This is a genomic window from Lacrimispora sp. 210928-DFI.3.58 (assembly GCF_020554865.1).
Lineage (GTDB): Bacteria > Bacillota > Clostridia > Lachnospirales > Lachnospiraceae > Enterocloster.
This window is the reverse complement of sequence record NZ_JAJCIC010000001.1, coordinates 239,134-265,623: the sequence shown is the minus strand read 5'-3', so window position 1 is coordinate 265,623 and position 26,490 is coordinate 239,134. Positions and strand designations below refer to the sequence as shown.

25 protein-coding genes and 1 tRNA gene are annotated in these 26,490 nt (G+C 50.9%); 7 read left to right on the top strand and 19 right to left on the bottom strand.

What is annotated here, in order from left to right:
- Positions 1 to 98: 98 nt before the first annotated feature.
- The 4 genes from gpmI to gap all read right to left on the bottom strand — a co-directional run bounded on the left by gpmI (position 99) and on the right by gap (position 5,173).
- Positions 99 to 1,640, bottom strand: coding sequence for a 2,3-bisphosphoglycerate-independent phosphoglycerate mutase (gpmI, locus tag LIZ87_RS01285; protein WP_178314827.1), 1,542 nt, complete (start codon positions 1,638 to 1,640; stop codon positions 99 to 101).
- Positions 1,641 to 1,736: 96 nt separating this feature from the next.
- The gene (gene tpiA / locus LIZ87_RS01280) at positions 1,737 to 2,489 is read right to left on the bottom strand and encodes a triose-phosphate isomerase (RefSeq protein WP_227144883.1); all 753 of its coding nucleotides are present in this window, start codon (positions 2,487 to 2,489) and stop codon (positions 1,737 to 1,739) included.
- A 241-nt stretch (positions 2,490 to 2,730) separates the two neighbouring features.
- Entirely contained in the window at positions 2,731 to 3,957 is a 1,227-nt protein-coding gene (locus LIZ87_RS01275; protein ID WP_178314823.1) for a phosphoglycerate kinase, read from the bottom strand.
- Between the two features lie 184 nt (positions 3,958 to 4,141).
- Positions 4,142 to 5,173, bottom strand: a complete 1,032-nt coding sequence (gap, locus tag LIZ87_RS01270) for a type I glyceraldehyde-3-phosphate dehydrogenase (protein ID WP_178314821.1) — start codon at positions 5,171 to 5,173, stop codon at positions 4,142 to 4,144.
- A gap of 232 nt (positions 5,174 to 5,405) precedes the next feature.
- On the opposite strand from gap, the gene LIZ87_RS01265 reads away from it, so the two are divergent.
- On the top strand, positions 5,406 to 6,215 hold the full coding sequence (locus LIZ87_RS01265) for a histidinol-phosphatase HisJ family protein (RefSeq protein ID WP_178314819.1): 810 nt from the start codon (positions 5,406 to 5,408) through the stop codon (positions 6,213 to 6,215).
- 117 nt (positions 6,216 to 6,332) lie between these two features.
- On the opposite strand, the gene LIZ87_RS01260 is transcribed toward LIZ87_RS01265, so the two are convergent.
- A complete protein-coding gene (locus LIZ87_RS01260) occupies positions 6,333 to 7,220 on the bottom strand; it encodes a peptidoglycan recognition protein family protein (RefSeq protein WP_178314816.1) in 888 nt (295 codons plus the stop codon).
- 194 nt (positions 7,221 to 7,414) lie between these two features.
- On the opposite strand from LIZ87_RS01260, the gene LIZ87_RS01255 reads away from it, so the two are divergent.
- The gene (locus LIZ87_RS01255) at positions 7,415 to 7,597 is read left to right on the top strand and encodes a hypothetical protein (RefSeq protein ID WP_178314814.1); all 183 of its coding nucleotides are present in this window, start codon (positions 7,415 to 7,417) and stop codon (positions 7,595 to 7,597) included.
- Positions 7,598 to 7,602: 5 nt separating this feature from the next.
- Positions 7,603 to 7,770 (top strand): hypothetical protein, encoded by a 168-nt coding sequence (locus tag LIZ87_RS01250; RefSeq protein WP_178314812.1) that lies wholly within the window; start codon positions 7,603 to 7,605, stop codon positions 7,768 to 7,770.
- Positions 7,771 to 7,840: 70 nt separating this feature from the next.
- Here LIZ87_RS01250 and LIZ87_RS01245 read toward each other — a convergent pair.
- The 9 genes from LIZ87_RS01245 to LIZ87_RS01205 form a co-directional block, all read right to left on the bottom strand.
- A tRNA-Ser gene (locus LIZ87_RS01245) sits at positions 7,841 to 7,929 on the bottom strand.
- Between the two features lie 76 nt (positions 7,930 to 8,005).
- Positions 8,006 to 8,821 (bottom strand): DUF6612 family protein, encoded by an 816-nt coding sequence (locus LIZ87_RS01240; protein ID WP_178314810.1) that lies wholly within the window; start codon positions 8,819 to 8,821, stop codon positions 8,006 to 8,008.
- Between the two features lie 121 nt (positions 8,822 to 8,942).
- A complete protein-coding gene (locus tag LIZ87_RS01235; protein ID WP_330664509.1) occupies positions 8,943 to 10,253 on the bottom strand; it encodes an N-acetylmuramoyl-L-alanine amidase in 1,311 nt (436 codons plus the stop codon).
- Positions 10,250 to 11,326 carry a tRNA 2-thiouridine(34) synthase MnmA gene (gene mnmA / locus LIZ87_RS01230; protein ID WP_227144880.1) on the bottom strand — a complete coding sequence of 359 codons (1,077 nt, stop codon included), beginning with the start codon at positions 11,324 to 11,326 and terminating at the stop codon, positions 10,250 to 10,252. The genes LIZ87_RS01235 and mnmA overlap by 4 nt, the downstream gene beginning before the upstream one ends.
- Positions 11,323 to 11,760, bottom strand: a complete 438-nt coding sequence (gene nifU / locus LIZ87_RS01225; protein ID WP_227144878.1) for a Fe-S cluster assembly scaffold protein NifU — start codon at positions 11,758 to 11,760, stop codon at positions 11,323 to 11,325. The genes mnmA and nifU overlap by 4 nt, the downstream gene beginning before the upstream one ends.
- Before the next feature lie 160 nt (positions 11,761 to 11,920).
- Positions 11,921 to 13,102, bottom strand: a complete 1,182-nt coding sequence (gene nifS / locus LIZ87_RS01220) for a cysteine desulfurase NifS (RefSeq protein ID WP_178313177.1) — start codon at positions 13,100 to 13,102, stop codon at positions 11,921 to 11,923.
- A 194-nt stretch (positions 13,103 to 13,296) separates the two neighbouring features.
- Positions 13,297 to 14,745 carry an SPFH domain-containing protein gene (locus LIZ87_RS01215; protein WP_227144876.1) on the bottom strand — a complete coding sequence of 483 codons (1,449 nt, stop codon included), beginning with the start codon at positions 14,743 to 14,745 and terminating at the stop codon, positions 13,297 to 13,299.
- Between the two features lie 162 nt (positions 14,746 to 14,907).
- Complete coding sequence (locus tag LIZ87_RS01210) at positions 14,908 to 15,096, bottom strand: (2Fe-2S)-binding protein (protein ID WP_178316132.1); 189 nt, start codon at positions 15,094 to 15,096, stop codon at positions 14,908 to 14,910.
- 11 nt (positions 15,097 to 15,107) lie between these two features.
- Positions 15,108 to 15,620, bottom strand: a complete 513-nt coding sequence (locus LIZ87_RS01205) for a ferritin (protein ID WP_178316131.1) — start codon at positions 15,618 to 15,620, stop codon at positions 15,108 to 15,110.
- A 176-nt stretch (positions 15,621 to 15,796) separates the two neighbouring features.
- Here LIZ87_RS01205 and LIZ87_RS01200 point away from each other — a divergent pair, with 176 nt between their 5' ends.
- The gene (locus tag LIZ87_RS01200) at positions 15,797 to 17,344 is read left to right on the top strand and encodes a polysaccharide biosynthesis protein (RefSeq protein WP_227144874.1); all 1,548 of its coding nucleotides are present in this window, start codon (positions 15,797 to 15,799) and stop codon (positions 17,342 to 17,344) included.
- Positions 17,345 to 17,383: 39 nt separating this feature from the next.
- Here LIZ87_RS01200 and LIZ87_RS01195 read toward each other — a convergent pair whose 3' ends face one another.
- The 4 genes from LIZ87_RS01195 to LIZ87_RS01180 form a co-directional block, all read right to left on the bottom strand.
- Entirely contained in the window at positions 17,384 to 18,367 is a 984-nt protein-coding gene (locus LIZ87_RS01195) for a LacI family DNA-binding transcriptional regulator (protein WP_227144872.1), read from the bottom strand.
- A 352-nt stretch (positions 18,368 to 18,719) separates the two neighbouring features.
- Positions 18,720 to 20,579 (bottom strand): amylosucrase, encoded by a 1,860-nt coding sequence (locus LIZ87_RS01190; protein ID WP_334300988.1) that lies wholly within the window; start codon positions 20,577 to 20,579, stop codon positions 18,720 to 18,722.
- Between the two features lie 19 nt (positions 20,580 to 20,598).
- Positions 20,599 to 22,518 carry a PTS beta-glucoside transporter subunit IIBCA gene (locus tag LIZ87_RS01185; RefSeq protein WP_227144868.1) on the bottom strand — a complete coding sequence of 640 codons (1,920 nt, stop codon included), beginning with the start codon at positions 22,516 to 22,518 and terminating at the stop codon, positions 20,599 to 20,601.
- Positions 22,519 to 22,546: 28 nt separating this feature from the next.
- Positions 22,547 to 23,407 (bottom strand): HAD family hydrolase, encoded by an 861-nt coding sequence (locus LIZ87_RS01180; protein ID WP_227144865.1) that lies wholly within the window; start codon positions 23,405 to 23,407, stop codon positions 22,547 to 22,549.
- Between the two features lie 326 nt (positions 23,408 to 23,733).
- On the opposite strand from LIZ87_RS01180, the gene LIZ87_RS01175 reads away from it, so the two are divergent.
- Genes LIZ87_RS01175 through LIZ87_RS01165 form a run of 3 tightly spaced genes read left to right on the top strand, consistent with a single transcriptional unit; the run spans position 23,734 to position 25,892 of the window.
- Entirely contained in the window at positions 23,734 to 24,579 is an 846-nt protein-coding gene (locus LIZ87_RS01175; RefSeq protein WP_227144863.1) for an AraC family transcriptional regulator, read from the top strand.
- The gene (locus LIZ87_RS01170) at positions 24,569 to 25,480 is read left to right on the top strand and encodes a DMT family transporter (RefSeq protein ID WP_227144861.1); all 912 of its coding nucleotides are present in this window, start codon (positions 24,569 to 24,571) and stop codon (positions 25,478 to 25,480) included. Before LIZ87_RS01175 ends, LIZ87_RS01170 begins: the two co-directional genes overlap by 11 nt.
- The gene (locus LIZ87_RS01165) at positions 25,464 to 25,892 is read left to right on the top strand and encodes a DUF2000 domain-containing protein (RefSeq protein ID WP_227144859.1); all 429 of its coding nucleotides are present in this window, start codon (positions 25,464 to 25,466) and stop codon (positions 25,890 to 25,892) included. Before LIZ87_RS01170 ends, LIZ87_RS01165 begins: the two co-directional genes overlap by 17 nt.
- On the opposite strand, the gene LIZ87_RS01160 is transcribed toward LIZ87_RS01165, so the two are convergent.
- Positions 25,812 to 26,159: a winged helix-turn-helix transcriptional regulator gene (locus tag LIZ87_RS01160; protein WP_178316634.1), complete on the bottom strand. Its 348-nt coding sequence runs from the start codon at positions 26,157 to 26,159 to the stop codon at positions 25,812 to 25,814. The two genes, LIZ87_RS01165 and LIZ87_RS01160, sit on opposite strands and share 81 nt — an antisense overlap.
- Positions 26,160 to 26,490: the final 331 nt, after the last annotated feature.

Sequence of the window (26,490 nt, the reverse complement as noted above, 5' to 3'; positions counted from 1 at the left end):
ACGAATTGGGAAAACATAGAAAAGGCAGGGAAACCGCCCGGCATTTGCTGAAAGCTGCAGCATACCGGGCGGCCTGTTTATCTGTTTCTAGGATCCTTCTATTTCACCAGCAGGGACTTACCCGTCATCTCCTTAGGCTGCTCCATTCCCATAAGCTCGATCAGAGTCGGAATGATGTCGCACAGGGCGCCGCCCTCCCGGAGCTTGTAGGATGGGTCTGCATTTACCAGGATAAAGGGAACAGGGTTGGTGGTGTGGGCGGTAAATGGCTCGCCTGTCTCATAGTCCACCAGCTGCTCTGCATTTCCGTGGTCAGCGCAGATGAACATCACGCCGTCCACTTCCTTGATGGCTTCCACAGCGCGGCCAACGCAGGCATCTACGGTCTCAATGGCCTTGATAGCTGCGGACTCCACGCCGGTGTGTCCAACCATATCCGGGTTAGCAAAGTTGATGATGACAACATCGTATTTGCCGGACTTGATGGCCTCAACCAGCTTGTCGCAAACACCGTTTGCACTCATCTCCGGCTTTAAGTCGTAGGTGGCAACTTCCTTTGGAGAGGGAACCAGGATGCGGTCCTCGCCCTCGTTTGGCTCCTCCACGCCGCCGTTAAAGAAGAAGGTCACGTGGGCATACTTCTCTGTCTCAGCGATCCTTACCTGGGTCTTGCCGTTGGCTGCCAGGAACTCGCCAAAGGTGTTGGTGATGCTCTCCTTCTTAAATGCAACCAGCTTATTTACAATGGTCTCATCGTAGTCCGTAAAGCAAACATATACCAGATCCAGCTTTTTCTCCCTTGCAAAGCCGTTAAACTCGTCATCGCAGAATGCATGGGTGATCTCTCTTGCACGATCCGGACGGAAGTTGTAGAAGATCACGGAATCCTTATCCTGGATGGTAGCGGTTGGCTTTCCGTCCTTCATCACTGCAAACGGAACAACGAACTCATCTGCCTTTCCATCGTCATAGGATGCCTGGATGCCTGCGGTGGCGCTGTCTGCTTCCTTGCCCTCACCCTTTGTGAGAACCTTGTAAGCCAGCTCCACGCGGTCCCATCTCTTGTCACGGTCCATTGCGTAATAACGTCCCATAACGGATGCCACCTCGCCTACGCCCAGCTCTGCCATCTTTGCTTCCAGCTGAGCCACGAAGTCTTTGCCGGATTCCGGCGGTGTGTCACGTCCGTCTAAGAAGCAGTGTACGTAAACCTTTTTCAGGCCGTTCCGCTTAGCCAGCTCCAGCAGGCCGTAAATGTGGGTAATGTGGCTGTGAACGCCTCCGTCGGACACCAGTCCGAACATGTGAAGTGCGGAATCATTTTTCTTGCAGTTCTCCACTGCGGTCAAAAACTCCGGAACCTGGAAGAAATCTCCGTCCTGGATGGATTTGGTAATTCTTGTCAGCTCCTGGTACACAATACGGCCAGCGCCCATATTCAGATGGCCTACCTCAGAGTTGCCCATCTGTCCCTCAGGAAGACCCACTGCCATGCCGCTTGCCTCGCCCTTCACAAAGGGGCACTGGCTCATCAGCTGGTCCATTACAGGTGTCTTGCCCTCGCATACAGCGTTGTGCTCACAGTTACTGTTCAAGCCGTAGCCGTCCAGGATCATTAATACTGTTGGTCTCTTGCTCATATCTGCTTATCTCCTTCTAATTGATATCTTAAATGCCCTGCCGCCGTACTGGAGGCATACGCGCTCCAGGGCCACAGGGCACTGTTCTGTCTATGCTTATTTATTGTAGTTTACGATCTTTCCAAAATCCGGCTTTAAAGAAGCGCCGCCTACCAGGCCGCCGTCAATGTCAGCCTGTGCGAACAGCTCCGGTGCAGAGGAAGCAGATACGGAGCCGCCGTACTGGATGCGGATCGCTTCTGCAGTTGCCTCATCGTAGATCTCGCCGATGCAAGCGCGGATAGCTGCGCAAACCTCTTCTGCCTGCTCTGTAGTTGCAACCTTGCCTGTGCCGATTGCCCAGATTGGCTCGTAAGCGATCACTGCTGTCTTGGCCTGATCTGCTGTTACATTTAAGAAGGCGATCTTGATCTGCTGGCGGATCCAGTCAATGGTGATGCCCTGCTCTCTCTGAGTCAGGGACTCGCCGCAGCAGATGATCGGAGTGATGCCGTGCTCGAAGGCCTTTAATACCTTCTTGTTAACAGTCTCGTCTGTCTCTGCAAAGTACTCACGGCGCTCAGAATGACCGATGATCACGTATTTCACACCTGCGTCTACCAGCATGTTCGGGGAAATCTCGCCTGTGTAAGCGCCCTTTTCCTCAAAATACATGTTCTCTGCGCCAATGTTGATATTGGTCCCCTTTGCTGCTTCCATTGCCGGGATAATGTCAATGGCCGGCACACAGAATACCACGTCCACATCCTCATTTACTACCAGCGGCTTTAACTCATTTACCAGAGCAACGGCCTCTGAAGGTGTCATATTCATCTTCCAGTTGCCTGCGATAATTTTCTTTCTTGCCATGATTGTTCTCCTTCCCATTACAGGTTCCCCGCTCTGCAGGAAACCCAGACCGCCCTGAGCCGGGGTAAACCAGCTCAGGGCCGTTATGATTTTTCATCAAACCTTCATGCACCCGGCAGCCAGCGCATCACCGCGCGCATTGGGCATACCTGAATGCATGCCGCCTATCAGGCGGCGGACTTTTTATAGAAATATCTCGGATCGTTCACTCGGCTAAGCTTGAAGAAACCTCACTAAGTGCTTACAGCCTGTCGTCAGCAGCTGCAACGCCCGGCAGCTCCTTGCCCTCTAAGAACTCCAGGGAAGCGCCGCCGCCTGTGGAGATGTGGCTCATCTTGTCAGCGAAGCCCAGCTGATTTACTGCTGCTGCGGAATCGCCGCCGCCGATGATGGTGGTAGCCTCTGTCTCAGCCAGAGCCTTTGCTACAGCGATGGTGCCTGCTGCCAGAGTTGGGTTTTCAAATACGCCCATTGGTCCGTTCCAAACAACGGTCTTTGCAGACTTTACAGCCTCAGCGTACAGCTTTGCAGTCTCTGTACCGATATCCAGGCCTTCCATGTCAGCCGGGATCTCATCAACAGAAACAACCTTTACATCAACAGGTCCGTCGATCGGGTTCGGGAATGCTGCTGCGATGGTGGTGTCAACAGGAAGAAGGAGCTTCTTGTCCAGCTTCTCGGCCTTCTCCATCATCTCCTTGCAGTAATCAAGCTTTGTATCGTCTACCAGGGAGTTGCCAATGCCCTTGCCCTGTGCCTTTAAGAAGGTAAATGCCATGCCGCCGCCGATGATCAGGGTATCGCACTTCTCAAGAAGGTTGGAGATTACGTTCAGCTTGTCAGCAACCTTTGCGCCGCCCAGGATTGCAACGAATGGTCTGACCGGATCCTCCACTGCATTGCCCAGGAAGTCGATCTCCTTCTGCATCAGATAGCCAACTGCGTTGGTGCCGCCCTTTGCGGAGATGAACTTTGTAACGCCCTCTACAGATGCATGTGCTCTATGGGAGGAACCGAATGCGTCGCATACATAGTCGTCAGCCAGATCAGCTAACTCCTTGCTGAACTCCTCGCCGTTCTTTGTCTCTTCCTTGCCGCGGAAACGTGTATTCTGAAGCAGAACGACATCGCCGTCCTTCATAGCTGCTACTGCATTGGTAGCTGCCTCGCCTGTTACGTTGTAATCAGCAACAAATACAACCTCCTTGCCCAGCTTCTCGGAAAGACGCTTTGCAACAGGAGCCAGGGACTCACCCTCGTTGGGGCCATTCTTTACCTTGCCTAAGTGGGAGCACAGGATAACCTTTGCACCCTCGCCGATCAGCTTCTGGATCGTTGGAAGAGCTGCTACGATACGTGTCTCGTCAGTGATCTCGCCATTCTTTAACGGTACGTTAAAATCGCAGCGCACCAGCACTCTCTTGCCCTGTAAATCCTTTAAATCGTCAACTGTCTTCTTATTTAACATGGTTCATTCTCCTTTTTATGTGCCTGTTCCAAACGGAACGGAAAAAGGGGCCCGGTCCAAACGACCGGACCCCGATGAGTCGATTCAAGGTATGTTCCACTCAACTAAGCTCGAAAAGACCTCGCTAAGCTTCGGGAACGGCTTTCGCACGAAACTCGAAAAGACCTCGTTAAGTGCTCAATGCTTAAGCTAATTCAGCAAAGTATTTGATTGTCCTTACCATCTGGCTGGTGTAGGAGTTCTCGTTGTCATACCATGAAACAACCTGAACCTCGTACAGGTCATCTGCGATCTGAGCTACCATGGTCTGAGTTGCATCGAACAGGGAGCCGTACTTCATGCCGATAACATCGGAAGAAACGATCGGATCCTCGTTGTAACCAAAGGACTCGGAAGCAGCAGCCTTCATAGCAGCGTTGATGTCTTCCTTGGTAACGCCAGCCTTCTTAACAACAGCTGTTAAGATCGTGGTGGAACCGGTTGGTACAGGAACACGCTGTGCGGAGCCGATCAGCTTGCCGTTCAGCTCTGGGATAACCAGGCCGATAGCCTTAGCAGCACCGGTGGAGTTCGGAACGATGTTAGCAGCGCCTGCACGTGCTCTTCTCAAATCGCCCTTTCTGTGTGGTCCGTCAAGGATCATCTGGTCGCCGGTGTAAGCGTGGATGGTGCTCATGATACCGCTCTGGATCGGAGCGTAGTCATTCAGAGCCTTAGCCATAGGAGCTAAGCAGTTTGTTGTACAGGAAGCTGCGGAAATGATGGTATCCTCAGCTGTCAGAGTCTTCTCATTTACGCTGAATACGATGGTCTTTAAGTCGTTGCCTGCAGGAGCAGAGATAACAACCTTCTTAGCGCCGGCATCGATGTGAGCCTGTGCCTTGTCCTTAGAGCAGTAGAAGCCTGTGCACTCTAATACTACATCTACACCGATCTCGCCCCATGGAAGGTCAGCAGCCTTTGGCTCCTTGTAGATGGTGATCTCCTTGCCGTCAACGATGATGGAGTTCTCTCCAGCCTCTACAGTGTGCTTGCCCTCGCCGATGTGGCCTGCATATCCGCCCTGGGCTGTATCATACTTTAACAGGTGAGCTAACATCTTAGGATCAGTTAAGTCGTTGATAGCTACTACATCGTAACCCTCAGCTCCGAACATCTGACGGAATGCCAGACGTCCAATACGTCCAAAACCATTAATTGCAACTTTTACTGCCATGATTCAATTCCTCCTAGTTTGTTAAAAATATATTATTGTTAAATAATAATCAACCTTGCTTCCATTGTAATCAATTTCTCATGAAATGGCAAGCCCTTTTTTCATTTTTTGCCCTGAATCCTAGTATTCTGGAGAAATCACCAATTTATTCGCTTAAAATGAACGAAATCTTGTCTTTCCGTCTATTTGCGCTTATAATGTCGGGAGAAACACCTGTAAGGAGGCTTCTTATATGATATACGACTGCCATCTGCACACCTGCTTTTCCGGCGATTCTGACACTCCTGTGAGGCAGCAGGTCCAACGGGCCATTACACTGGGAATGGAGGAGATGTGCATTACTGACCACCATGATTATGACTCCTGCTTCTGTGAAGATAATTTTGAATTGGATATCCCGGCCTATCTGCCCGCCTTAAGGCAGATACAGGAGGAGTATAAAGGCAGCATACGCATCAACATTGGCATTGAGCTTGGACTCCAGAATCATATTGCGGAGTACCTGCGCCAGTTTTCAGAAAACTACGGTTCCTCCTTTGACTATGTGATCGGCTCCAGCCATTTTGTGGACAGGACCGACCCCTATTACCCGGAATATTGGGAAAGCCACGGCGAGAAGGAGGGCCTGGAGAAATTTTTCCAGGTCTCACTGGAGCGGGTACAGAAGCTTTACTGGGCCTTTGACTCCTATGGCCACCTAGACTATGTTGTGCGCTATGCGCCTCACGGGGAGCAGTATTACTCTTATAAGGAATATATCCAGTGGATTGATCCGCTTTTAAAGGTACTGATCCAGCACGGAAAGGCCCTGGAATGCAATACAGGCGCCTTCAAATACGGCATGTCCCAGCCCAATCCCTGCACAGATATCCTGAAACGCTACCATGAGCTTGGCGGGGAGCTCATCACAGTTGGTTCCGACGCCCACACACCGGAATATATCGGCTCCGGCTTTGACAGGTGCAGGGAAATGCTCCTGGCCTGCGGATTCCGGTATTATACGGTGTTCCGGGGCAGGAAGGCCTGTATGATCCCTCTGTAATCCAGGCTTCCGTGCCGTGCCCGGCCTTCCCGTATGACACCGGCTCTCCTGCACTGCGCCCGGCCTTCCCAGCTGACGCCAGGCATTTGCGTCAGAGCCTCTTCCTGTGAGACTGTCCTATGCTCCCTGCTCCCAGGAGCGCACCTTTATGGCCTTATCCACATCCTTTTTGAACTGTTCCCAGGCATCCTCGTGTTCTACGTAATACTTGGGGCAGTTCTTTTCATTTACATCATAGTGGCGTATAACATCCTTGGAGGTCAGCTTTAGTTCCCTGCACAGGCAGGCTGTGAGCTTTACCAGGGAATCATAGGTCGCCTCATTGAATTTTCCGCTCTCATCAGGGTGGCAGGTCTCAATGGATATGGTATCGTTGTTACGGGGTGCATTTGCATAAGCGATCTCTGTCACGGGAATGCACTGTATCACCTCTCCCTCAAGCCCCACCACAAAATGTGCGCTGGCAGAAGCTCCCGCTCCTCCCGGATCCTGGTCTGCCAGGCTGTCGAAATAAGCTCTGTTCTGAGCCGCCGTGGAGCCTGGATTCGCAACGTAGTGGATGACAATGTTTGATACCTCCCGGCGGCTCACATCCGGCCTGGAGAAGATATTCTTCCTTATAAATTCCTGCTTTACCCACTTAGGCACCTCTACTGCCTTCAGATCCACGGTATTGGCGCGCTCATAGCCCCACATCCAGTATCCGCCTCCCAGTCCGCAGCCTGCTCCCAGGATCAGCGCCAGCACCACTGCCAGAAGGGAGCCTCTGCCGCCCTGCTGTCCTCTTCTGTGCTCCTCCCTTTTCTTCTCCTTTGCCCCATGAAGCTCTTCCGGAGCATAGGACGTGCCCTTAGGCCTCGCCCGGCCTGCCGTCCGTCCCGTCGGCCTGCTGCCTTTTCTGCGGCTTCTCGGCCTGCGCTCACCAGCCCCTTCCTCTTCCAAAGGCACCTGGCTGATCTCTTCGTATTCCTCTTCCGGGAATGTATGTCTCTTTCCTTCTTCCATATGTAAAAGCCTTTCTTTGTATGTCGTTCAAATGTCTCCCCACCAATATAGCATTGTTTGCCTTAAAATACAATTGTCTGATCTGCAGAACAAACGGAAAGGAGGAAGCGTGACCGGAGAATTTTCAGGCAAATAGCCGGATATCTGTATAGTTTTCCTCTCTCCTCCTCATAATAAGCAATGAGGTGATGAAAATGATCGAACGAGAGGAGCTGCCCATTGGCTTTACTATGGAGCTTGCCATGCATCCCGATGCCCTGAACCATTTTTCCGGGCTGTCTAAGGCAGAACAGGACTCCATTGTGGAGGGCGCAAAAAATGTAAGCAGCAGAGATGAAATGCGAAGCTATGTAGAAAGCATAGAAATGAAAGGATGAGGCACATGGATGGACAGCAGACAAAGGGCCCTTTAACGCCCATGGAGCTTCCCGGAAAAAACAGCGATGCCTATGGAGACGGGGATGTCCCTGAGATCGACCTTCCGGGAGCAGCGAACGCTACCCCTTCTATCCCGGAGGAATGCCCCTCCAGAAGCTTGGGAGCACGCTGACAGACACAGGATCTACGGCATGAAAAGACGCTGGCTGCAAAATATTGACCGCAGCCAGCGTCTTTTTAAACGGAGGAAAAGGGATTTGAACCCTTGCGCCGGTGCTACCGACCTACTGGTGTTCGAAGCCAGACCCTTCAGCCACTTGGGTATTCCTCCTTATATTTGGATAGCCAACTACTGCATTATACACTAAAAATCGTGTTTTGTGTAGTAGTTGGCATAAAATTTTTTGTTACTGGGCAGAGCCTGCTGTCAGGGCCTCTGTTGACAGTTCCTGATACTGTGTGAGATCCGGATAGGGGATCTCCACCGGCTCTCCCGGATTTGCGATTCCGATATCCCCGTCTATTGTCATGGACAGGCTCTGACCGTTGGCTGTCATATCCAGATCCATCTTAAGCCGCATCTTGACACACTGGCCTGCGGGATTCACCACATACTCGCCTTCTACATTTCCCAGGCTGATGGTCATATCGCCCATCATTCCGCTTAAGCCTGTGGAGCCCAGGACCATCTGAATGTAATCATTCATCTTGTCATCCTGTATCTTATAGCTGAGCACTCTGTTTTCTCCTTCCATGCGAAGGCTCATATCCTCCATCAGATCTCCAGGCATCTGGAATGCCTTTGAGGAGGCTATGGTCTGCTGCATCATCTGTTCAAGAGCCATGGGATATTTGATCTTCATGCCTCCTGCCTCTATGTAGCAGTAGCCGTTCTGGTAATACATGGCGCTTGTACTCTGCTGGTTTCCCGGCTGGGTGATGCGGGTGTATGCCATATACCCCAGCGCGCCGGGCTCTGTGATATGGTTCATCATCACGTTCATCTCGATCCTCATGTCCATAGGTCCCTGGGCCTCCAGCATACTGCCGGACATGTGGACATTGAAATCGTAAAATGCATTCATATCCGTCATTGCCGCCTGCTCTGCCTCGATCTCTTTATAAAGGGCCAAAGCCTCCTGAGATGGAGCTGCGTAGGCTGTAGCGGGACATAAAAGCGCTGCACTTAGAACAGCTGCCAGAAATCCTTTTAACCGTTTCATAAAATACCTCCTTTTTATGGAAAACATGATGTCTGTGTCACGTAAAAATTATACCATAAGCGCCTTTTATAAATGCCACATTTTTTCTTACATTTTCGTGAAGGAGGCCAAACTCCCCACCCTACTGTCCAAAATACTGGTTGATGCCTGCCACCAGGCCGTCAGCCAGCAGGGACAGCGCCGCTTTTCCGTGATCCGAGGCCTTGTCTCCCAGCTCAATGTCCACAGAGGGGACAGTGGAATAAGAGGTCTGGGTCAGATCCATTGCCATGGAGCCGCCGGAAAAGATCTTTACTCCCGCTCCCTTAAGGCCCGCCACCAGACTCTCTCCCAGTGCATTATGCTTCTCCCAGTTGGATTTCACAGGCTCCATATTCCGGTAGGAATCCACATTGGGGACACTCATGTAAAAGGCACCCTTGTCATTTGCAGTGGAATCCCAGTGAAGGGCAATATGACAGTCGCTTGCATTGTTGGCAATGACCGTGCGGGCCACATTGTCCAGCTGAACATCATCGCTTTCCCTTATCATCAATACATCGTACCCAGCCGCCAGAAGCTTATCCTTCAGGATAAGAGCCATGGAAAGCGTTACCTTGCTCTCCGCGGTTCCGTCTGCAAAGGTCATGCCGCCGGAAACAGCCACTGCCGAGGTGGCTCCGGCTCCCGTGGTCCCGCCTGTCACCTTCGGCGTTCCGTCCGGATGGCACAGCGTCTTCACGGAGGAGCCCCCAGCTGTGCCGTGGCCTGCGTTGACGCAGATGGTGATGTTCTTTTTTGAGGAGGCCTGGGATCGGTACAGGGTGGCTGAACCGGAATTGATCTTGGAAAATTCCGCGTACTTCCAGGATGGGTCAAGGGAGATGGAGCTGTCAAAGGAGGCCTGGGATGAGCCGCTGCCTGCTGCCTGCTGCTCTTCTGCCCCTGCGGCAGGTGCTTCCTCTGTAATGTAGGCGGAGGCAATGTAAGCCGTTCCCCCGTGATATTCGATCCTGGTCCACTGGTCATGCCTGCCTGTGCGCTTTAGTGCGGTCTTATCCGGGGCATAGCCGATAATGTTGGAGGGATCGGAGGTGTCACAGGCGGAGCGGACCCGCACAGCAGAGCCGTCGGAGGTTTTTACATACACTTCGTCTGAGACCGCCTCAAATTCAGGAACAGGAGCTGCCTGGGTGAGCTGGCTTTCCAGGGCAATGGCGTCCGCCTGAGGGAGCTCTCCGGCGTTTTCCGGCAGAAGGCTCCCGGATCCGGTAGCTTCCAGCTTTGCCGCCTCCGCCTGGCTCTTAAGCTCTGCGCTGGAGGCATAGCTGCTGCAGCCTGACAGGGCGGAGCACATAAGGAGTGCCGCCATAGCTGCCGCAGCCATGGCGGCCGCAGCGCTATGCCTCCTCCTGCCTTCTCTTCTCCTGCTTTCCATTTTCCTGTTCCTCATAAGATCGTACCTCCGCCCACTACGTAATCATCCTTATAAAATACCACTGCCTGTCCGGGGGTTGCGGCTCTCACAGGCTCGTGGAACTTGCATTCCACCTCATCCTCTCCTGTCTGGCGTATGGTACAGGGGGCTCCCCGATGGCTGTAGCGGATCTTTCCAATTACCTCCAGCTCACCGCCATCCAGGCCCTCCACCGCCATCCAGTTCAGCTTATTGCATGTTACCACATCCGTAAACACGTCATCCCCATTTCCGATGACGACCTCGTTTGTCTCAGGGCGTATTTCCACCACGAACACGGGATGGCCCATGGACAGATTCAGTCCCTTTCTCTGGCCTATGGTGTAGTGGGAGATTCCCTTGTGACGGCCCAGAATCGTCCCCTCCAGATCCACGAAATTGCCGGGGGGCATCTCCTCCCCTGTGTACTGGCCGATGAAGGAGGCATAATCGTGATCCGGAATAAAGCAGATCTCCTGGCTGTCCCGCTTGTGGGCAACGGGAAGATTTAATTGTTCCGCTATTGCGCGTATCTCCTCCTTACAGTAAGCGCCCACCGGCATCAGTGTGCGGGAGAGCTGCTCCTGAGTCAGGTTATAAAGGGCATATGTCTGATCCTTTGCAGCCGTCACGGACTGGCGGAGGGCATAACGGCCATTTGGCAGCTTTTCAATGCGGGCATAGTGGCCCGTTGCAATATAGTCAGCCCCGATCGCCATGCTGCGGCGCAGAAGGGACTCCCATTTTACAAAGCGGTTGCAGGCGATGCAGGGATTGGGCGTCCTGCCTGCCATGTATTCCGCTGCAAAATAGTCCATCACATTTTCCTTAAATTCCTGCTTAAAATTCATGACATAATAAGGAATACCCAGGTCCATGGCAACCCGGCGGGCATCCTCCACAGCGCTTAAGCCGCAGCAGCCCCCCTCTGCTTCCTGGACCTCGGTATCCTCATCCTGCCATATCTGCATGGTTACTCCGATCACATCGTAACCCTGCTCTTTTAACAGCCAGGCAGCCACGGAGGAGTCTACTCCTCCTGACATGCCTACTACAACCTTCTTTCTCAATAGTCTTCCTCTTCTTCCTCTTCGCCGATATTATCCTTTGGCTTCTCAAGGCCCTCAATGGTAATCCCCTTTTTCTGTGCATAATCCCAGAGAGCGGCGTGGATGGCCTCCTCTGCCAGCAGGGAGCAGTGTACCTTAACAGGTGGCAGTCCGTCAAGTGCCTCCATAACAGCCTTGTTGGTGACTGCCATGGCTTCCTGGACTGTCTTTCCCTTTACGAGCTCTGTTGCCATGCTGCTGGTTGCCACTGCTGCTCCGCAGCCAAAGGTTTTGAATTTTACATCGCGGATCACCTGGTTGTCATCGATATCCAGATAAATACGCATGATGTCGCCGCATTTGGGATTTCCTACAGTTCCCATGCCGCTGGGGTTCTCTATCTCTCCTACATTTCTGGGATGCTCAAAATGGTCCATTACTTTTTCTGTGTACATATCAGTTCCTCCTGTATTACTATGAAAATCCTGCCGCCGGATAGGCGGCTTGTATTCAGGTATGCCCAATGCGCCCGCCAGACTTTCGCGGTGCGGCGGCGCGTCCGACAGCCGGGCGCATGCAGGTTTGCCGTACTGTCTGTTTGTCCTATGCTATTTACTATCTGTTCTTTTTGATAAAATCCTCATACAGCGGGGACATTCCGCGCAGGTATGCCACGATCTCCTTGATCTGGTCTGCCACGTAGTCCATCTCCTCCTTCGTGTTCTCCTCGCTTAAGGTCAGGCGCAGGGAGCCGTGGGCGATCTCGTGAGGAAGGCCGATGGCAAGGAGCACATGAGACGGGTCTAAGGAGCCTGAGGTGCAGGCAGATCCGCTGGAACCGCAGATACCAGCCATATCCAGCTTAATGAGAAGGGACTCGCCCTCAATGAACTGGAAGGCAAAGTTTACATTATTGGGAAGGCGGTTGGTACGGGAGCCATTTACCCTGGTAAAGGGAACCTCATCTGTGACTCTCCCTATCAGGTAATCGCGAAGCTCTGTCTCCTTTGCAACTCTCTCCTCCATCTCTGCCATGGCAAGCTCCACTGCCTTGCCGTAGCCCACGATACCAGTCACATTTTCCGTGCCCGCACGGCGCTTGCGCTCCTGTGCTCCGCCGTGGATAAAGGAACGGATCTTCACTCCGGTGCGGATGTAGAGGAAGCCGATGCCCTTGGGGCCGTTCAGCTTGTGACCGCTGGAGCTTAACATGTCAATATGGTATTCATCCACGTTGATCGGCACGTGGCCAAAGGCCTGGACAGCGTCTGTGTGGAACAGGATGTTGTGCTCCTTTGCGATCTCGCCGATCTCGCGGATGGGCTCGATGGTTCCGATCTCGTTGTTTGCAAACATGATAGAGATCAGAATGGTGTCAGGACGGATGGCCTTCTTCAACTCATCCAGCTTCACCACTCCATTTTCATCTACATCCAGGTATGTCACCTCATACCCTCTCTTTTCCAGATACTGGCAGGTGTGGAGGATGGCATGGTGCTCGATCTTGCTGGTGATGATGTGCTTTCCTTTATTTCCATAGGCTTCTGCCGTGGCAACCAACGCCCAGTTGTCGGACTCGCTGCCTCCTGCCGTAAAATATATTTCATTGGTCTTTGCTCCCAGGGCATTGGCAATGGTCTCTCTTGCATGGTTTACTGCCCTTTTGCTCTCTGCGGAGAACTCATAAATAGAGGAAGGATTGCCATAATACTCTGTAAAATACGGAAGCATGGCCTCCACAACCTCCGGCCTCGTCTTTGTGGTAGCCGCGTTATCCAGATAAATCAATTGTTTCATAATTAAAATCCGCCTTTCTGTAATCCTGAAGTTAAAAGCTTCATCTACATTCCTTACTATATCATAGTATTCCTACAAATTCAATAGGAATACCTGATTTTTGCGGAAAGCACAAGCTGTGGCAAAATGCCACGCGAACAGGGCAGGCCTGCTCCTCTCGGATCTCCAGGTCTGCCCTGTATATCAGCCGCTTACTATTTTTTTATATCTCCATCGTCAAAGGGATCTCCGCACTCCGGACAGAACTTCGGCGGGTGATGAGGATCCTCCGGCTCCCAGCCGCACTTGTCGCACTTGTACTGTGGGATACCTGCAGGCTTTGGCCTGCCGCACTCAGAACAGAATTTTCCTTTGTTGCGGGTTCCACAGCTGCAGGTCCAAAAGGCGTCCTCTGCCGGCCTCGGACGACCGCATTCCGTACAGAACTTGCCCTTGTTCCCTTCTTTGCCGCAGCTGCAGCTCCAGCCCGGATCTGCTGTGCCTGCCAAACCTGCGGATGGCTGGCCGGAAGTTTCCTGACCGAAAGCTGTCTGTCCGGCCCCAAAGGTGCCTGCTGCCCCGGCTCCCGGCCGGGCAATTCCCGGCTGTCCGGCCTGGACTTTGTACTGATCCATGCCCGGCTGACCAGCCTGCTGCCGGCCCATTGCAAAGAGATCGGACGCATTCATGCCGCCCATGCCAGACGCCATATTCATCCCTGCAAATGCCATCATGGGGCCTGTGCTCTCGTTGGAGGCGGCTGCCTTCATGGCATCTGCCTGGGCGCTTACCATATGGGCTGCAGCCATGGTAGGATTGCGGAAGGCTGCATTGCGCTGCAGCTCCTTGATCATCTTTTCATCTTCCTCCGGCGCCTTTACGGAGTTGACTCCCACACTGCTGATAACGATTCCATAGCGCCCGCCCCATTTTTCAGACAGGATCTCGTTTAATGCGTCAGCCAGGTCATCTGCATGACCCGGCAGGGCGCTGTAGCGGATGCCCATGTCGGAGACCTTTGCAAAGGCCGGCTGAAGTGCTGTGAGCAGCTCGCTCTTTAGCTGGGAATCGATCTTATCCCTGGTAAACTCATCCTCCACATTGCCGCAGACATTTTTATAGAACAGGATCGGGTCTGCGATCTTGTAGGCGTACTCGCCATGGCAGCGGATGGAGATATCAATGTCCAGTCCGATGTTCTGGTCTACCACGCGGAAGGGAACGGGATTGGCTGTACCGTACTTGTTGCCCATGATTTCTTTTGTATTGAAGAAATACACGCGCTGGTCCTTTCCCGTATCTCCGCCCATGGTAACGCGCCGTCCGAACTGCTTAAAGCTGTCCAATATGCCCTTTCCCAGGCCGCCGTAAAAAATACTGGGCTCTGTGGAGGAATCATAGACAAACTCTCCTGCCTCGGCGCAGACCTCCACCACGGCTCCCTGGTCCACGATCATCATGCACTGTCCTTCATTAACTGCAATAATAGAACCGTTTGTGATCAGATGAGAGCTTCCCTTTGTGTTGTAGCTGCGCTGGGACCGTCTGTTTTCTCCCTTTTTCACAAGTACATCTGCCTCCAATGAGGAGCAGTAAATATATTCACGCCACTGGTCCGCCAGCACGCTTTCGGCAGCCCCAAATCCCACCTTTATTATTCCCATATATCATCCTCCTGTTACTATGAAAGTTCCGCCCGCCGGGCGCATGCAGATTTACTATGAAAACTTCGCCGCCGCAAGGCGGCACTAAATTCAGGTATGCCAAGTGCGCCCGCCGGACTTTCGTGGTACGGTGGTGCATCCGCCCTCCGGGCGCATGCAGGCTTAATGGCTTTGGCTGACTGCCAGTTTCTTGATCAGCTTCTTTACCTTCTTTTTGCAGTGGCCGCAGGCCTTTCCGGCCTTTGTCTGCTTTTTCACTTCCCGGAATCTGGCAGCTCCCTGTTCTACAGCATCCGCAATATCACCTTTCGTTATGCCGTAACAGGAGCAGATCACTTTTTTTCTGTTCATAGGCAGAAGACTTAGAGAACCAGAGACGGAGCGCTGTAAACTCTTGCGCCCAGCTCGCTGTCCAGCATGTAGAGAGCGCGGGGATCGGAACCAAAGAGCTCGTATTTCTTGATCAGGCCCTCTGCATTGGTCTCCTCCTCTCCCTGTTCCTTTACGAACCAGTCTAAGAACTGCATGGTGCGGAAATCCTTCACTGCGTTGGCAGCATCATAGATGTTATGTATCAGGCTGGTAACATACTGCTCATGCTCATATCCCACATGGAGAGGCGCTCCGAAGGAGTCAAATACCTTATCCGGCTTGTCAATGGCATCCAGCGTCACCTTACATCCGTTGTTCTGCAGATACTGCATGAACAGCATGGCATGGTCCCGCTCCTCCTGAGCTTGGATCTTATACCAGTTGGCAAAGCCGTCCAGCCCCTGATCCACGTAATAATTTGAAATATCCAGGTACAGATAGGCAGAGTAAAATTCCTTATTCACCTGTACATTTAATAATTCTGCAACCCTTGCATCCAACATTTCCTTTTACCTCCTGATTGTGTATGAATTTATATGGAAGTATTGTAACATTTTTTCATAGAAATGTCATCCCTGTTTTACTGTCTTAAATTCAGGATGGCCGGATGATCACAGCAACGTTCTAACCCACTTTTTCTCCTCATACATTATAATAATTTTCCAGTCCGGGAGCACTCATGAAAGGACCCACAACAGCAGCATTTCACGGCGCAGGCCGCCTTTCTCCCAGGAAAATGGCGTTTATCACCGGGACTCTGCTTCTCACCTCTACCGGTTTTCTCTGCCGCATCCTGGGATTTTTTTACCGCATCTTCATGTCCAGAGCCATTGGGGCGGAGGGGCTGGGCATCTACAATATGGTGCATCCTCTGTTTTCTATCTGCTTTGCAGTGTGTGCAGGCTCCATACAGACTGCCCTGTCCCAGTACATAGCGGCCCACCAGGAAAATGGGAGGGTCGTCTTCCGCACAGGCCTTGTCATCGCCCTGGGGCTTTCCGGGATCCTGTCCTGGGGGATTTACTCCCAGGCAGACTTTCTGGCAGAGCATATCCTTTTGGAGCCCAGGTGCGCCCCCTTCCTGCCGGCCATCGCCCTGTCTGTGCCCTTTGCCGCCCTTCATGCCTGCATCAACGGGTATTATTATGGGATGCAGAAATCAAAAGTGCCTGCATTTTCCCAGGTGGCGGAGCAGGTGATACGGATGGGAGCCGTGTTCCTCATCGCTGATATCTGGATGGCAGCCGGCAGGGAGCTCTCTGTGGATCTGGCCGTCTATGGACATCTGATCGGGGAAATGGCCTCTGCCGGCTTTACCATGTTCTGTATGGGGTTTTTCCCGCCAAATCCCGGCAGGACAGAGGGGGCGAACCTGGCCTTTTCGGGGGCAGCCAAAGCACTCATGGCTTTGGCTCTCCCCCTTATGGGAAACCGCCTGATACTCAATGTCATGGGAAGCGCCGAGTCCATCTGGATTCCCAACAGGCTCACGGCCTTTGGCCTTACGGGGCCGGAGGCATTGTCCGTGTACGGCGTACTCACGAGTATGGCGCTGCCTTTCGTGATGTTCCCCTCCGCCATTACCAATTCCATGGCAGTTCTCCTTCTGCCCTCTGTGGCTGAGGCCCAGGCGGAAGGAAATGAGGGGCGTATCTCCTCCATGATATCCATGTCCCTGCGCTACAGCTGTTATATGGGGATCCTCTGCATCGGTATTTTCACCATGTTCGGGGAGCAGCTGGGAACCGGCGTGTTCCACGATGGCAGCGCCGGTGCTTTTATTGCTATTTTATCCTGGCTCTGCCCGTTTATGTACCTTGCCACTACCATGGGAAGTATATTAAACGGCCTTGGACGCACCTCCACCACTTTTTTGCAGAATATCTTTGCCATGGCCGTGCGCCTGGCCTTCGTGCTCTTTGCCATCCCCAGATTTGGGATCATGGGATATCTCTGGGGGATGCTCGTCAGCGAGCTCTCCCTGGCTCTTATGTGCTTTCTCTCCGTCAAGCGGCTGGTGCCTTTCCGGTGGGATACCATGCAGATGGTGGTGAAGCCTGCCCTGCTGCTGCTCCTATCCATCGGCATCTGGCTGGCTGCGTCCCAGTGGCTGGGGTTTTTAAGGGCCCTGCCCGTATTTGTGGAGACCTCCTGCCACATTGGGGTGATCTCGCTGTGTTATATGGGACTTCTGCTGCTTTTTCACCGCAGGAGGCCTTTGCCATGAACCAGAGCCTCATATACGACAAGGGCTGTAACCTGAAAATCAATGGGTTACAGCCTTATCAACGATATGATACCCCAGCTTCACTTCCCTCACTGCAGTATCTTTTTCTTCCAATATCTCCATCAGCATCCGGACAGCCAGCTCCCCGCTTTTCTCATAGGAGTAGTGAACTGTCACAAGGGGGGGATCCATAACTTTTGCCATGTCCGAATCTCCCTGCCCGGCCACCAGGATCTCCCCTGGAACCTTGATTCCCTTTTCCCGCAAATACTGTACAGCACCGGCTGCCATGGAATCAGTGGCACAGATCAGCCCATCCAAGAGTCCGCATTTTTCCAGCAGCTCTCCTGCCTTTTCATAGCCGGAGGCAACCGTAAACGCCGCAGTGACAACATTTTCAGCAAGCTCCCCCAGTCCCATATCACAGACAGCATCCTTAAAACCGCGGTACCGCTCTGCGCCCACGGCCTTGTCCTGCTGGATGGCGCTGATATAGCCCAGTTTTCTTCTTCCCTTTTCCAAAAGCAGGCTTGTGAGATCATAGGCCGCATGATAATCATCATGAAATACACAGCAATAGCCCGGCAGCTGCTGACCTACGATCACCAGCGGAACTGTCAGGCTTTTAAGCGCGCGTTTGTACTCTGCGTTAAATATAGTGGCAACCAGGACCACTCCATCCACCTGCCTGTCATCAAAAGCAGACAGGTACTCCAGCTCCTTTCCCGGATCATTTTGGGTAACTGCCAGAAGCATCTGGTAGCCATTGGCATTTAATACGGAAAGGATCCCTTCCACCACTCTTCCGATGGAAGCAGAGGCGATCTTAGGTACGATCACCCCTACCATCTTTGTCTTTTTTGTCCGCAGCGTCTGAGCCTGGGGAGAAGGACGGTATCCGCTTTCCTCCACTACCTTCCGAATTGCCTCGCGCTTTTCCTCTGAAATATATCCATTATTAAAATAGCGGGAAACGGCTGCTCTGGATACGCCTGCCATTTTCGCGATATCTGTGATATTCATTCCTGCTTCTCCTTACTATGAAAGTCCTGCCGCCGACAGACGGCATGTATTCAGGTATGCCAAATACGCCCACCAGACTTTTATGGTGTAGTAGTGCGTCCGCTGCCGGGCGCATGTAGGTTTACTATAAAAGTCCTGCCGCCGACAGGCGGCATGTATTCAGGTATGCCAAATGCGCCCACCAGACTTTTATGGTGTGGTAGTGCGTCCGCTGCTGGGCGCATGTAGGTTTATTATGAAATCCTTCTCACATTATAGCATGGTCGGCTGGTTTTTTCCAGACATCTGTTCTTGAGTTTCCGCATTTTGTGCTGGGGCTGCCGGGAGGACGGCTACGGTGCAGAAGAACATATCATTTCTTCTTCAGGTAATAAAATCCATATGCCGGGATATTCACCCCTATCGGCTTCATCTCTGCTCCTGTGATCAGTTCCACATAGTCTCCATCTGTTTCATTGATCCACGCCGTTTTGTCAAATTCACTGAAATTGAACAGGCCTATGAGCTTCTCTCCCTCAAAGTATCTGCCGATACATAGTACGGACGGATCCCAGGTTTCAATGGTCCAGGTATCTGCATTTGACACAAATACCTTCTCTGTTTTCCGGATCTGCTCCAGCTGTCCCAGCCTGTGAAACAGTTTTCCCTCCACCGTATCCGGGTCTGATATATTCCCTGCCAGCTCCCAGTTCATGGCCCCGCGGTGGATATATCTGGAGTCTGCTGCCTTATTGGGATCATCCTTGTAAGTATAATCGTTCACCTGCCCGATCTCATCCCCGCTGTATAAAACGGGAATGCCCGACTGCATGAACATATAGGCATGGAGCATCACATCAAACTTGATGGCTTTTTCCATCGCCAGACCGTCCTGAGTAAAACCTGCCTTCTCGATACCGCACATGGATGCCGTCGTTCCGCAGAATCTGGCGTCACCTGTGACTGGGTCTGCATTGTATAGTTCGCCCCGGCTGTTGCTTCCTCCTGCATATCCCTGGAAATAATCATTCAGATATTGCTTATGAGAACGTTCCTCCATGCCGTCTGCCAGCAGAGTACCATAGTCCAGTCCCCATCCGATATCATCATGACAGCGCAGGTAATTCAGAAATACGTAATCCTTTGGCAGGGAGTTTACAATGTCAAGCTGTTTTTTCAGCAGCCTGACATCCCTTGTGGCTACGGTATGCCATGTGGTCGCCATGGTCGTAACATTGTACAGCATATGGCACTCCGGCTTTTCTACTGTGCCAAAATAAGGCACCACCTTCTCCGGCTCCATGACCACCTCGCCCAGCAGCAGAACACCGGGGCATACGATCTCGCTGATCATGCGCATCATGCGCACAATGGTGTGTACCTGGGGCAGGTTCCTGCACTGTGTCCCCAGCTCCTTCCATATATAGGGAACCGCATCAATGCGGATGATATCGATCCCCTTATTTGTCAGATAGAGGAAATGATACATCATCTCATTGAACACCCGCGGGTTTTTGTAATTGAGATCCCACTGGTAGGGGTAAAATGTGGTCATTACGAAATGGCCGGCATCGGGAAGCCATGTGAAATTGCCCGGCGCTGTTGTGGGGAACACCTGGGGTACGGTCCTCTCGTACATGGAGGGCACATCTGCATTGTCATAGAAAAAGTAACGGCTCATATACTCGCCCTCTCCCCGGCGCGCCCTTTTTGCCCATTCGTGGTCCTCTGATGTATGATTCATCACAAAATCCATGCAGACGTTGATACCCTTTTTATGGCAGGCGGCTGTCAGACTTTCTAAATCCTCCATTGAACCAAGCTTTTCCTGCACCTTTCTGAAATCGGATACTGCATACCCGCCGTCAGAGCGCCCTTCAGGGGTATCAAGAAACGGCATCAGATGGATATAGTTGACATTGCACTGCTCAATATAACCCAGTTTGGCTTCCACGCCCTTCATATTGCCTGCAAAATTATCAATGTAAAACATCATGCCCAGCATATCATTCTGCCTGTACCAGTTCGGATCAGCCTCCCGCTTCCGGTCCATTGCCTTCAGTTCTTCCTTTCTCTCCAGGTAGAACCTCCTCAGATTATCACACAGCTCGGCAAACATGGAATCATTTCCATATAACTCCATATACAGCCAGCGGAGCTCATCGTGATGGCGCTCCATTCTTTTCAGAAAGATCACATCTGCATCCTTATGTCTATTTGCCTTTTCCATCATTCTCACCGTTATATGTATTTCATCCTTCAATTGTGAACAATTTTTCCATTTGATCTGTCTTTCCCGTTTTTACCACCTTAAAGTCCGGATAGCAGGCGCTGTTTGCCATAAGCACCGCCGTTACCGTGCTGTAACCTGCCTTCTCGATCTTTGAAATATCAAAGGTCAGCAGTCTCTGTCCTGCTTTTACCTTTTCCCCCTGGGAGACAAGCAGCTGAAAGCCGTCACCATTCATTTTTACCGTATCAATACCTACGTGGATCAATACCTCCATCCCTTCAGGGCCTGTCAATCCTATGGCATGGCGGGTATCTGTAACAGAGGCGATCTCGCCATCAAAGGGTGCAACGACCTCGCCAACCTCCGGGATGATTCCAGCGCCGTCTCCGAGAATACCGGATGCAAATGTGGGATCCGGGATCTCCTCCCTGGCGATGACAGTCCCCTTCAAAGGCGCAAGCACAGCCTTTCCTGCTCCCTCTGCTCCCTTCGGGCCTTCCGTCTCTGCCGGCTCCGCCTTTTCCTTTGCCGCAGCTTTCGTATTCCCGGAGCTGCTTCCATCCTCTGCCTCCTCCTTCCATGTAAACCAGGTAAGAGTAAAGGAAATGCCGAAGGATACTGCCAGCACGATCGCATACTGCAGGGTGTAATCTAATGTGATCAGAAATCCCGGCAGTCCGGTCACGCCATAGGAGGTAGCGCCAATATGAAACAGGGAGCCAAGGAGTGCTCCAACTGCCCCTCCAATAATACCGCACACCAAAGGCTTTACAAACCGCAGATTCACACCAAAAATAGCTGGCTCTGTAATCCCCAGAGCTGCTGATATGGAAGAAGGGATCGCCACTGATTTTGTCTTTACATTTTTTGCCTTTAAACCAACTGCCAGGCATGCTGCGCCCTGTGCAAAATTGGCTGCGGATGCGATCGGCATCCAAATATTGAGCCCATCAGCTGCAGAGAGCATTCCTGCTTCAATAACGTTGTACATATGATGAATTCCGCATACCACGGTAAGCGGGTACAGGGCACCCATGATCATGGCCCCAACTCCGTATCCAACGGTGATGATCCAGCCTGCGAACGCCAGGACATAACTTTCAGCTGTTGAAAATACCGGTCCTACGATACCCAGAGTCACAAACGCGGTTATGAGCACCGTGCAAAGAGGAGTCACAAACAGGTCGATCATCTCCGGGACATGCCCGTGCAGCCATTTTTCCACTCTGCACATTATCCATACGGCAATCACTACAGGGATCACATGGCCCTGATATCCTACCTGCCGGATCGGGAAACCGAACAGATGCCATACCGGGATCTCTGCTGCCTCCATAGAACTCACAGCCCATGCATTGACCAGGCCCGGATGTATCATGATCATACCGATCACAGCGCCCAGGAAAATATTACCGCCGAACACCCTTGCTGCTGATACTGCGATCAGCACCGGAAGGAAGGTAAAGGCTGTATTGGCCATCAGATCGAGGATACCATACCAATCGCTTCCCGCAAACGTGGGAATCGCCTTGCCGAGGGCTTCCACCAGACCCATCATCAGCCCGGATGCCACAATAGCCGGAAGGATCGGGACAAAGACATCGCCGAGGGCCTTTATCATCCTCTTAAAAAATGGCTGCTTTGCAGCCGCTGCCGCCTTCACCTCTTCCTTCGTAGCTGCGGTCATCCCGCTTATATTTAAAAATTCATCGTATACCTTGTTGACTGTTCCTGTGCCTATGATCAGCTGAAGCTGTCCGTTATTGCTGAAAACCCCCTTTACTCCGTCAATGTTTTCCAGTTTTTTCATATCGATCTTACTGTTGTCCACCGTAACAAGACGGAGCCTGGTCGCACAGTGTGCTGCGCTTACCAGATTATCTCTTCCGCCCAATGTCTCATAAATCTCTTTTGCACATCTCCCATAATCCATAGCCATGTTCTTTTCCCCTTTTATTATTTTTAGTTCATTGTTTCATTGATGAAGGAATTAAATGATATTTCAAAAAAGCCTGCAAGATCCCATCCTTCTGCACGGATGGGCAGATATCATCTGCCAGCTTTTTCAACTCCTCGCTGCCATTCTCCATGCAGATACTGATCCCTGCCGTTTCCAGCATTTCCCTGTCGTTCATGCTGTCCCCGATCGCAACCGAGTCACAGAGTGGGATGTGCAAATGGTCACATACCCGTTTTACTGCTCTGCCCTTATCAAATTGCCTGTTTACCACTTCGCCGTTGATGAAGCCATGCTTATCTTCACCCTGGATACAGAAATCAAAATCAGAGGACAGCTCTTTCTGAGGATGGATGAGCTGCTCTTTTGACTGACTCATAAATACAATTTTATATACCGGCTGCCCCCGGTACGCTTTCATCGGAAGGATGTTTAGGGATTTCTCGATCTGCTCTCTCCAGCGAAGCAGCTCGCTGTTGCTTCCTTTTCCGGCATTTGCACGGAGAAATTCCTTAAAGCCTTCATCCGTATAAGAGCCGTCCATGCATTCCACTGTCCGGAACACTCCATTTTCCTTCAGGACCTCCATGGCTCTCTGTCTTTGTCCTTCCGTCATGGGGCAGTCATAGATCACCTCGCCCCGGCATTCGATATATCCTCCGGAGCTGGCAATGACTCCATCAAATCCATATCTCAATAAGGGCGATAACATATCGTAGTTTCTTCCCGTACACAAAAACAGGTAATGTCCCTGTGCTCTGGCCCGGCGGACCGCCTGAACAGCAGATTCCGGCGGCTCATTACTCCCCGGCTCTGTCAAGGTTCCATCGATATCCAGAAAAACGATCCTTTTCACCGTTTGCTGCTTCATAAAGCATCCTCCTTTCTTTTTATGTGAAATCGTTCTCACTTTCATTTACTATATTACATCCATATTTTTATTTTGTAAACTGGCATTTTTCATAGATTATCGTGTGCTTTATTGTGTATAATGATGAAATTGATTTCACATTTGTAGAAAGAAAAGAACGCCAGCCATCGCATCATCCTTCTTTCATGCTGTAACGAAGTGTGTACGTTGTGTTTAAAACCGTTGAGCAGGCAGTCAGCCTGCACTATTCCGAAAATTTGAAGATATTTTACAAGACTTTCTGATGTTCCGGCGATACAATATGTGCGGAAAGGAGTGAAAAATACATGAAGAAAGAAACAAGGACGGTAGTCTATGATGATGAGCTGCGTATTGAAGCCTACCGTTTTGAGGGGACCCGGCAGCCATTCCCAAACCATTTCCATGAGCATTATGTGATAGGATTTGTTGAGGACGGGGAACGCTGCCTATCCTGTAAAAACAGAGAATACAGCATAGAGAGGGGAAACATCCTTCTTTTTAATCCGGGGGATAATCATGCTTGCGTTCAGAGTGACGACGGAACTTTTGATTATCGTGGATTTCATATTTCCAAGAGTACCATGCTTGATTTAGCGGAAGAAGTAACTGGAAAGAGGCAGCTTCCCGGCTTTTCAAAAGCTGTCATTCGTGATGATGAAATTGCCTGTTATTTGCGCCCACTTCACGAAATGGTGATGAACGGCATTTCTGATTTTGGAAAAGAGGAAACTTTATTGTTCCTTATCTCCACACTGATACAGAATTATGGACAGCCATTTGAAAGTTGTGTGCCGGAGTGTCCACAGAAAATAGAAAGGGCTTGTGAATTTATCCGGCAGCATTTCAATGAGCGGATTTATTTAGACCAGATATGCCGCTATGCCGGATTGAGTAAATCCACCCTGCTCCGGGCATTTACAAAATCAAAGGGCGTTACCCCGTACCGATATTTAGAAACGATCCGTATCAATGAAGCAAAGGCATTGTTGCGAAAAGGTGTGCAGCCCGTAGAAGCTGCCATGCAGACAGGATTTTCAGACCAAAGTCATTTTACCAATTATTTCAACAGCTTTATCGGACTTGCCCCGGGCGTTTATCGTGACATATTTTTTGACAAGAGCAAGGACGGTGAGCAGCGATATGGAGCATAAAAAGACCGCCGGACATTTAGCGGCATTATTAACGATCGTGATATGGGGAACTACATTTATCTCCACAAAAATCCTATTAGTGGATTTTCCGCCCGTAGAAATTTTATTTTTCCGTTTTGTTATGGGATTTCTCGTTTTACTTATGGCATACCCGAAACAATTAAAGACCGCAGATCATAAGCAGGAATTGACTTTTGCAGCTGCGGGACTATGGGGAATATGTTTCTATTATCTGCTGGAAAATATCGCTTTGACCTTTACGCTGGCTTCTAATGTAGGCGTGATTATATCCGTCGCCCCATTCTTTACAGCAATACTGTCGCACTTGTTTATGAAATCAGAAGAAAAATTGCGGGCACAATTCTTCGTTGGATTTGTTGTTGCAATGGTAGGGATAATTTTAATCAGCTTTAATGGTTCAAAATTAGAGCTTAACCCTATGGGCGATTTACTTGCAGTTGCCGCGGCTCTTGTGTGGGCTTGCTATTCCATATTGACAAGGAAAATCGGCAGCTTCGGCTATCCTGTTCTTCTTTCAACCCGCCGCACGTTTTTTTACGGGATCTTGTTTATGATACCAGCGCTGTTCTTCTTTGATTTTCGGTTAGATTTGTCCCGGTTTGCAAATATGACGTACCTGTTCAATATTTTGTATTTGGGATTAGGGGCCTCTGCTCTTTGCTTTGTCACATGGAATTTTGCAGTAAAGAAGCTGGGCGCAGTAAAGACAAGTGTGTATATTTATATGGTTCCCGTGATAACTGTCGTTACGTCAGTTCTGATTTTGCATGAACAGTTGACTGTATTAGCGGGAATAGGAACAGTCCTGACTTTGATAGGGTTATTCCTGTCGGAGTACAAGCCAGAAAGGAAAGGTGCCAAAAATGGATTTACAGAATGAAAAATGCGTCATGATAATTGATGGACACTTGCCGCTGGGAATTATCGCAAATACAGCGGCTATCATGGGTATTACGCTGGGAAAGAAAATGCCGGAAGTAGTCGGCGCAGATGTGACCGACAAAACAGGAAATGAGCATTTAGGAATTATTGAATTTCCTGTACCTATCTTGAAAGGGAACCTCGAAAGCATTAAGGCAATTCGTGAAAAACTTTATGAGCCGGATTTTTCGGATTTGACGGTGGTCGATTTTTCTGATTTAGCCCAAGGCTGCAAGACTTATAATGAATTTATAGAGAAGATGAAATTCCCTGCAGCATTTTACAGGGAATCAGGCCCGATTATTGCGGATTGCTTTACTGGCCTTGTACTCCTCTCCCCAGCTCCACATGGCATCAAGGATCGGTTTTAAACTGTATCCTAATTCCGTTAATGTGTACTCCACCCTGGGAGGCACCTCTGCATAGACTGTCCTCGTAAGCAGTCCGTTTGCCTCCATCTCGCGCAGTTGGGCCGTGAGTACCTTCTGAGATACCTGTCCAATGGATTTTTTAAGCTCTCCGAACCGCTTTGTACCTGCAAGCAGATCTCGCAGGATCAGCACCTTCCACTTATCGCTGATCATAGTCAGGGTAGTCTCCACCGGACAGTTCGGAAGCTCCTTTGCTTCAGACGCCATATAATACCTCCTTTTTGTATTTGTTCCTTTTAGGGATGTATGGCTTTATATTATTGTACAGAGCAAACAGATGTCAAGTATTATCGGTTTTTGAGCTTCCACATTTTGTGCCGTGGCTGCCGGGGAGACGGCTGGTGCGACTTTGCAGGACATTAGAAGCACTTAGGCAGCTGTTTTTTTCGTTCAGAGCCACATCAATGGATGTTTGAGCGCAGCGAGTTCCTTTGATGTGGCTCTGGCTCTTAGAAATAATCAGGTGTCTTAGTGCTTCTTATGTCCGAAGCCGGAGCATCCAGCCGTCTCCCCAGCAGCCACGGCACAAAATGCGGAA

Bases quoted from the DNA above. Each gene is read 5' to 3' on its own strand.
- gpmI (WP_178314827.1), bottom strand. From the start codon at position 1,640: ATGAGCAAGAGACCAACAGTATTAATGATCCTGGACGGCTACGGCTTG.
- tpiA (WP_227144883.1), bottom strand. From the start codon at position 2,489: ATGGCAAGAAAGAAAATTATCGCAGGCAACTGGAAGATGAATATGACA.
- LIZ87_RS01275 (WP_178314823.1), bottom strand. From the start codon at position 3,957: ATGTTAAATAAGAAGACAGTTGACGATTTAAAGGATTTACAGGGCAAG.
- gap (WP_178314821.1), bottom strand. From the start codon at position 5,173: ATGGCAGTAAAAGTTGCAATTAATGGTTTTGGACGTATTGGACGTCTG.
- LIZ87_RS01265 (WP_178314819.1), top strand. From the start codon at position 5,406: ATGATATACGACTGCCATCTGCACACCTGCTTTTCCGGCGATTCTGAC.
- LIZ87_RS01260 (WP_178314816.1), bottom strand. From the start codon at position 7,220: ATGGAAGAAGGAAAGAGACATACATTCCCGGAAGAGGAATACGAAGAG.
- LIZ87_RS01255 (WP_178314814.1), top strand. From the start codon at position 7,415: ATGATCGAACGAGAGGAGCTGCCCATTGGCTTTACTATGGAGCTTGCC.
- LIZ87_RS01250 (WP_178314812.1), top strand. From the start codon at position 7,603: ATGGATGGACAGCAGACAAAGGGCCCTTTAACGCCCATGGAGCTTCCC.
- LIZ87_RS01240 (WP_178314810.1), bottom strand. From the start codon at position 8,821: ATGAAACGGTTAAAAGGATTTCTGGCAGCTGTTCTAAGTGCAGCGCTT.
- LIZ87_RS01235 (WP_330664509.1), bottom strand. From the start codon at position 10,253: ATGAGGAACAGGAAAATGGAAAGCAGGAGAAGAGAAGGCAGGAGGAGG.
- nifU (WP_227144878.1), bottom strand. From the start codon at position 11,760: ATGTACACAGAAAAAGTAATGGACCATTTTGAGCATCCCAGAAATGTA.
- nifS (WP_178313177.1), bottom strand. From the start codon at position 13,102: ATGAAACAATTGATTTATCTGGATAACGCGGCTACCACAAAGACGAGG.
- LIZ87_RS01215 (WP_227144876.1), bottom strand. From the start codon at position 14,745: ATGGGAATAATAAAGGTGGGATTTGGGGCTGCCGAAAGCGTGCTGGCG.
- LIZ87_RS01210 (WP_178316132.1), bottom strand. From the start codon at position 15,096: ATGAACAGAAAAAAAGTGATCTGCTCCTGTTACGGCATAACGAAAGGT.
- LIZ87_RS01205 (WP_178316131.1), bottom strand. From the start codon at position 15,620: ATGTTGGATGCAAGGGTTGCAGAATTATTAAATGTACAGGTGAATAAG.
- LIZ87_RS01200 (WP_227144874.1), top strand. From the start codon at position 15,797: ATGAAAGGACCCACAACAGCAGCATTTCACGGCGCAGGCCGCCTTTCT.
- LIZ87_RS01195 (WP_227144872.1), bottom strand. From the start codon at position 18,367: ATGAATATCACAGATATCGCGAAAATGGCAGGCGTATCCAGAGCAGCC.
- LIZ87_RS01190 (WP_334300988.1), bottom strand. From the start codon at position 20,579: ATGATGGAAAAGGCAAATAGACATAAGGATGCAGATGTGATCTTTCTG.
- LIZ87_RS01185 (WP_227144868.1), bottom strand. From the start codon at position 22,518: ATGGCTATGGATTATGGGAGATGTGCAAAAGAGATTTATGAGACATTG.
- LIZ87_RS01180 (WP_227144865.1), bottom strand. From the start codon at position 23,407: ATGAAGCAGCAAACGGTGAAAAGGATCGTTTTTCTGGATATCGATGGA.
- LIZ87_RS01175 (WP_227144863.1), top strand. From the start codon at position 23,734: ATGAAGAAAGAAACAAGGACGGTAGTCTATGATGATGAGCTGCGTATT.
- LIZ87_RS01170 (WP_227144861.1), top strand. From the start codon at position 24,569: ATGGAGCATAAAAAGACCGCCGGACATTTAGCGGCATTATTAACGATC.
- LIZ87_RS01165 (WP_227144859.1), top strand. From the start codon at position 25,464: ATGGATTTACAGAATGAAAAATGCGTCATGATAATTGATGGACACTTG.
- LIZ87_RS01160 (WP_178316634.1), bottom strand. From the start codon at position 26,159: ATGGCGTCTGAAGCAAAGGAGCTTCCGAACTGTCCGGTGGAGACTACC.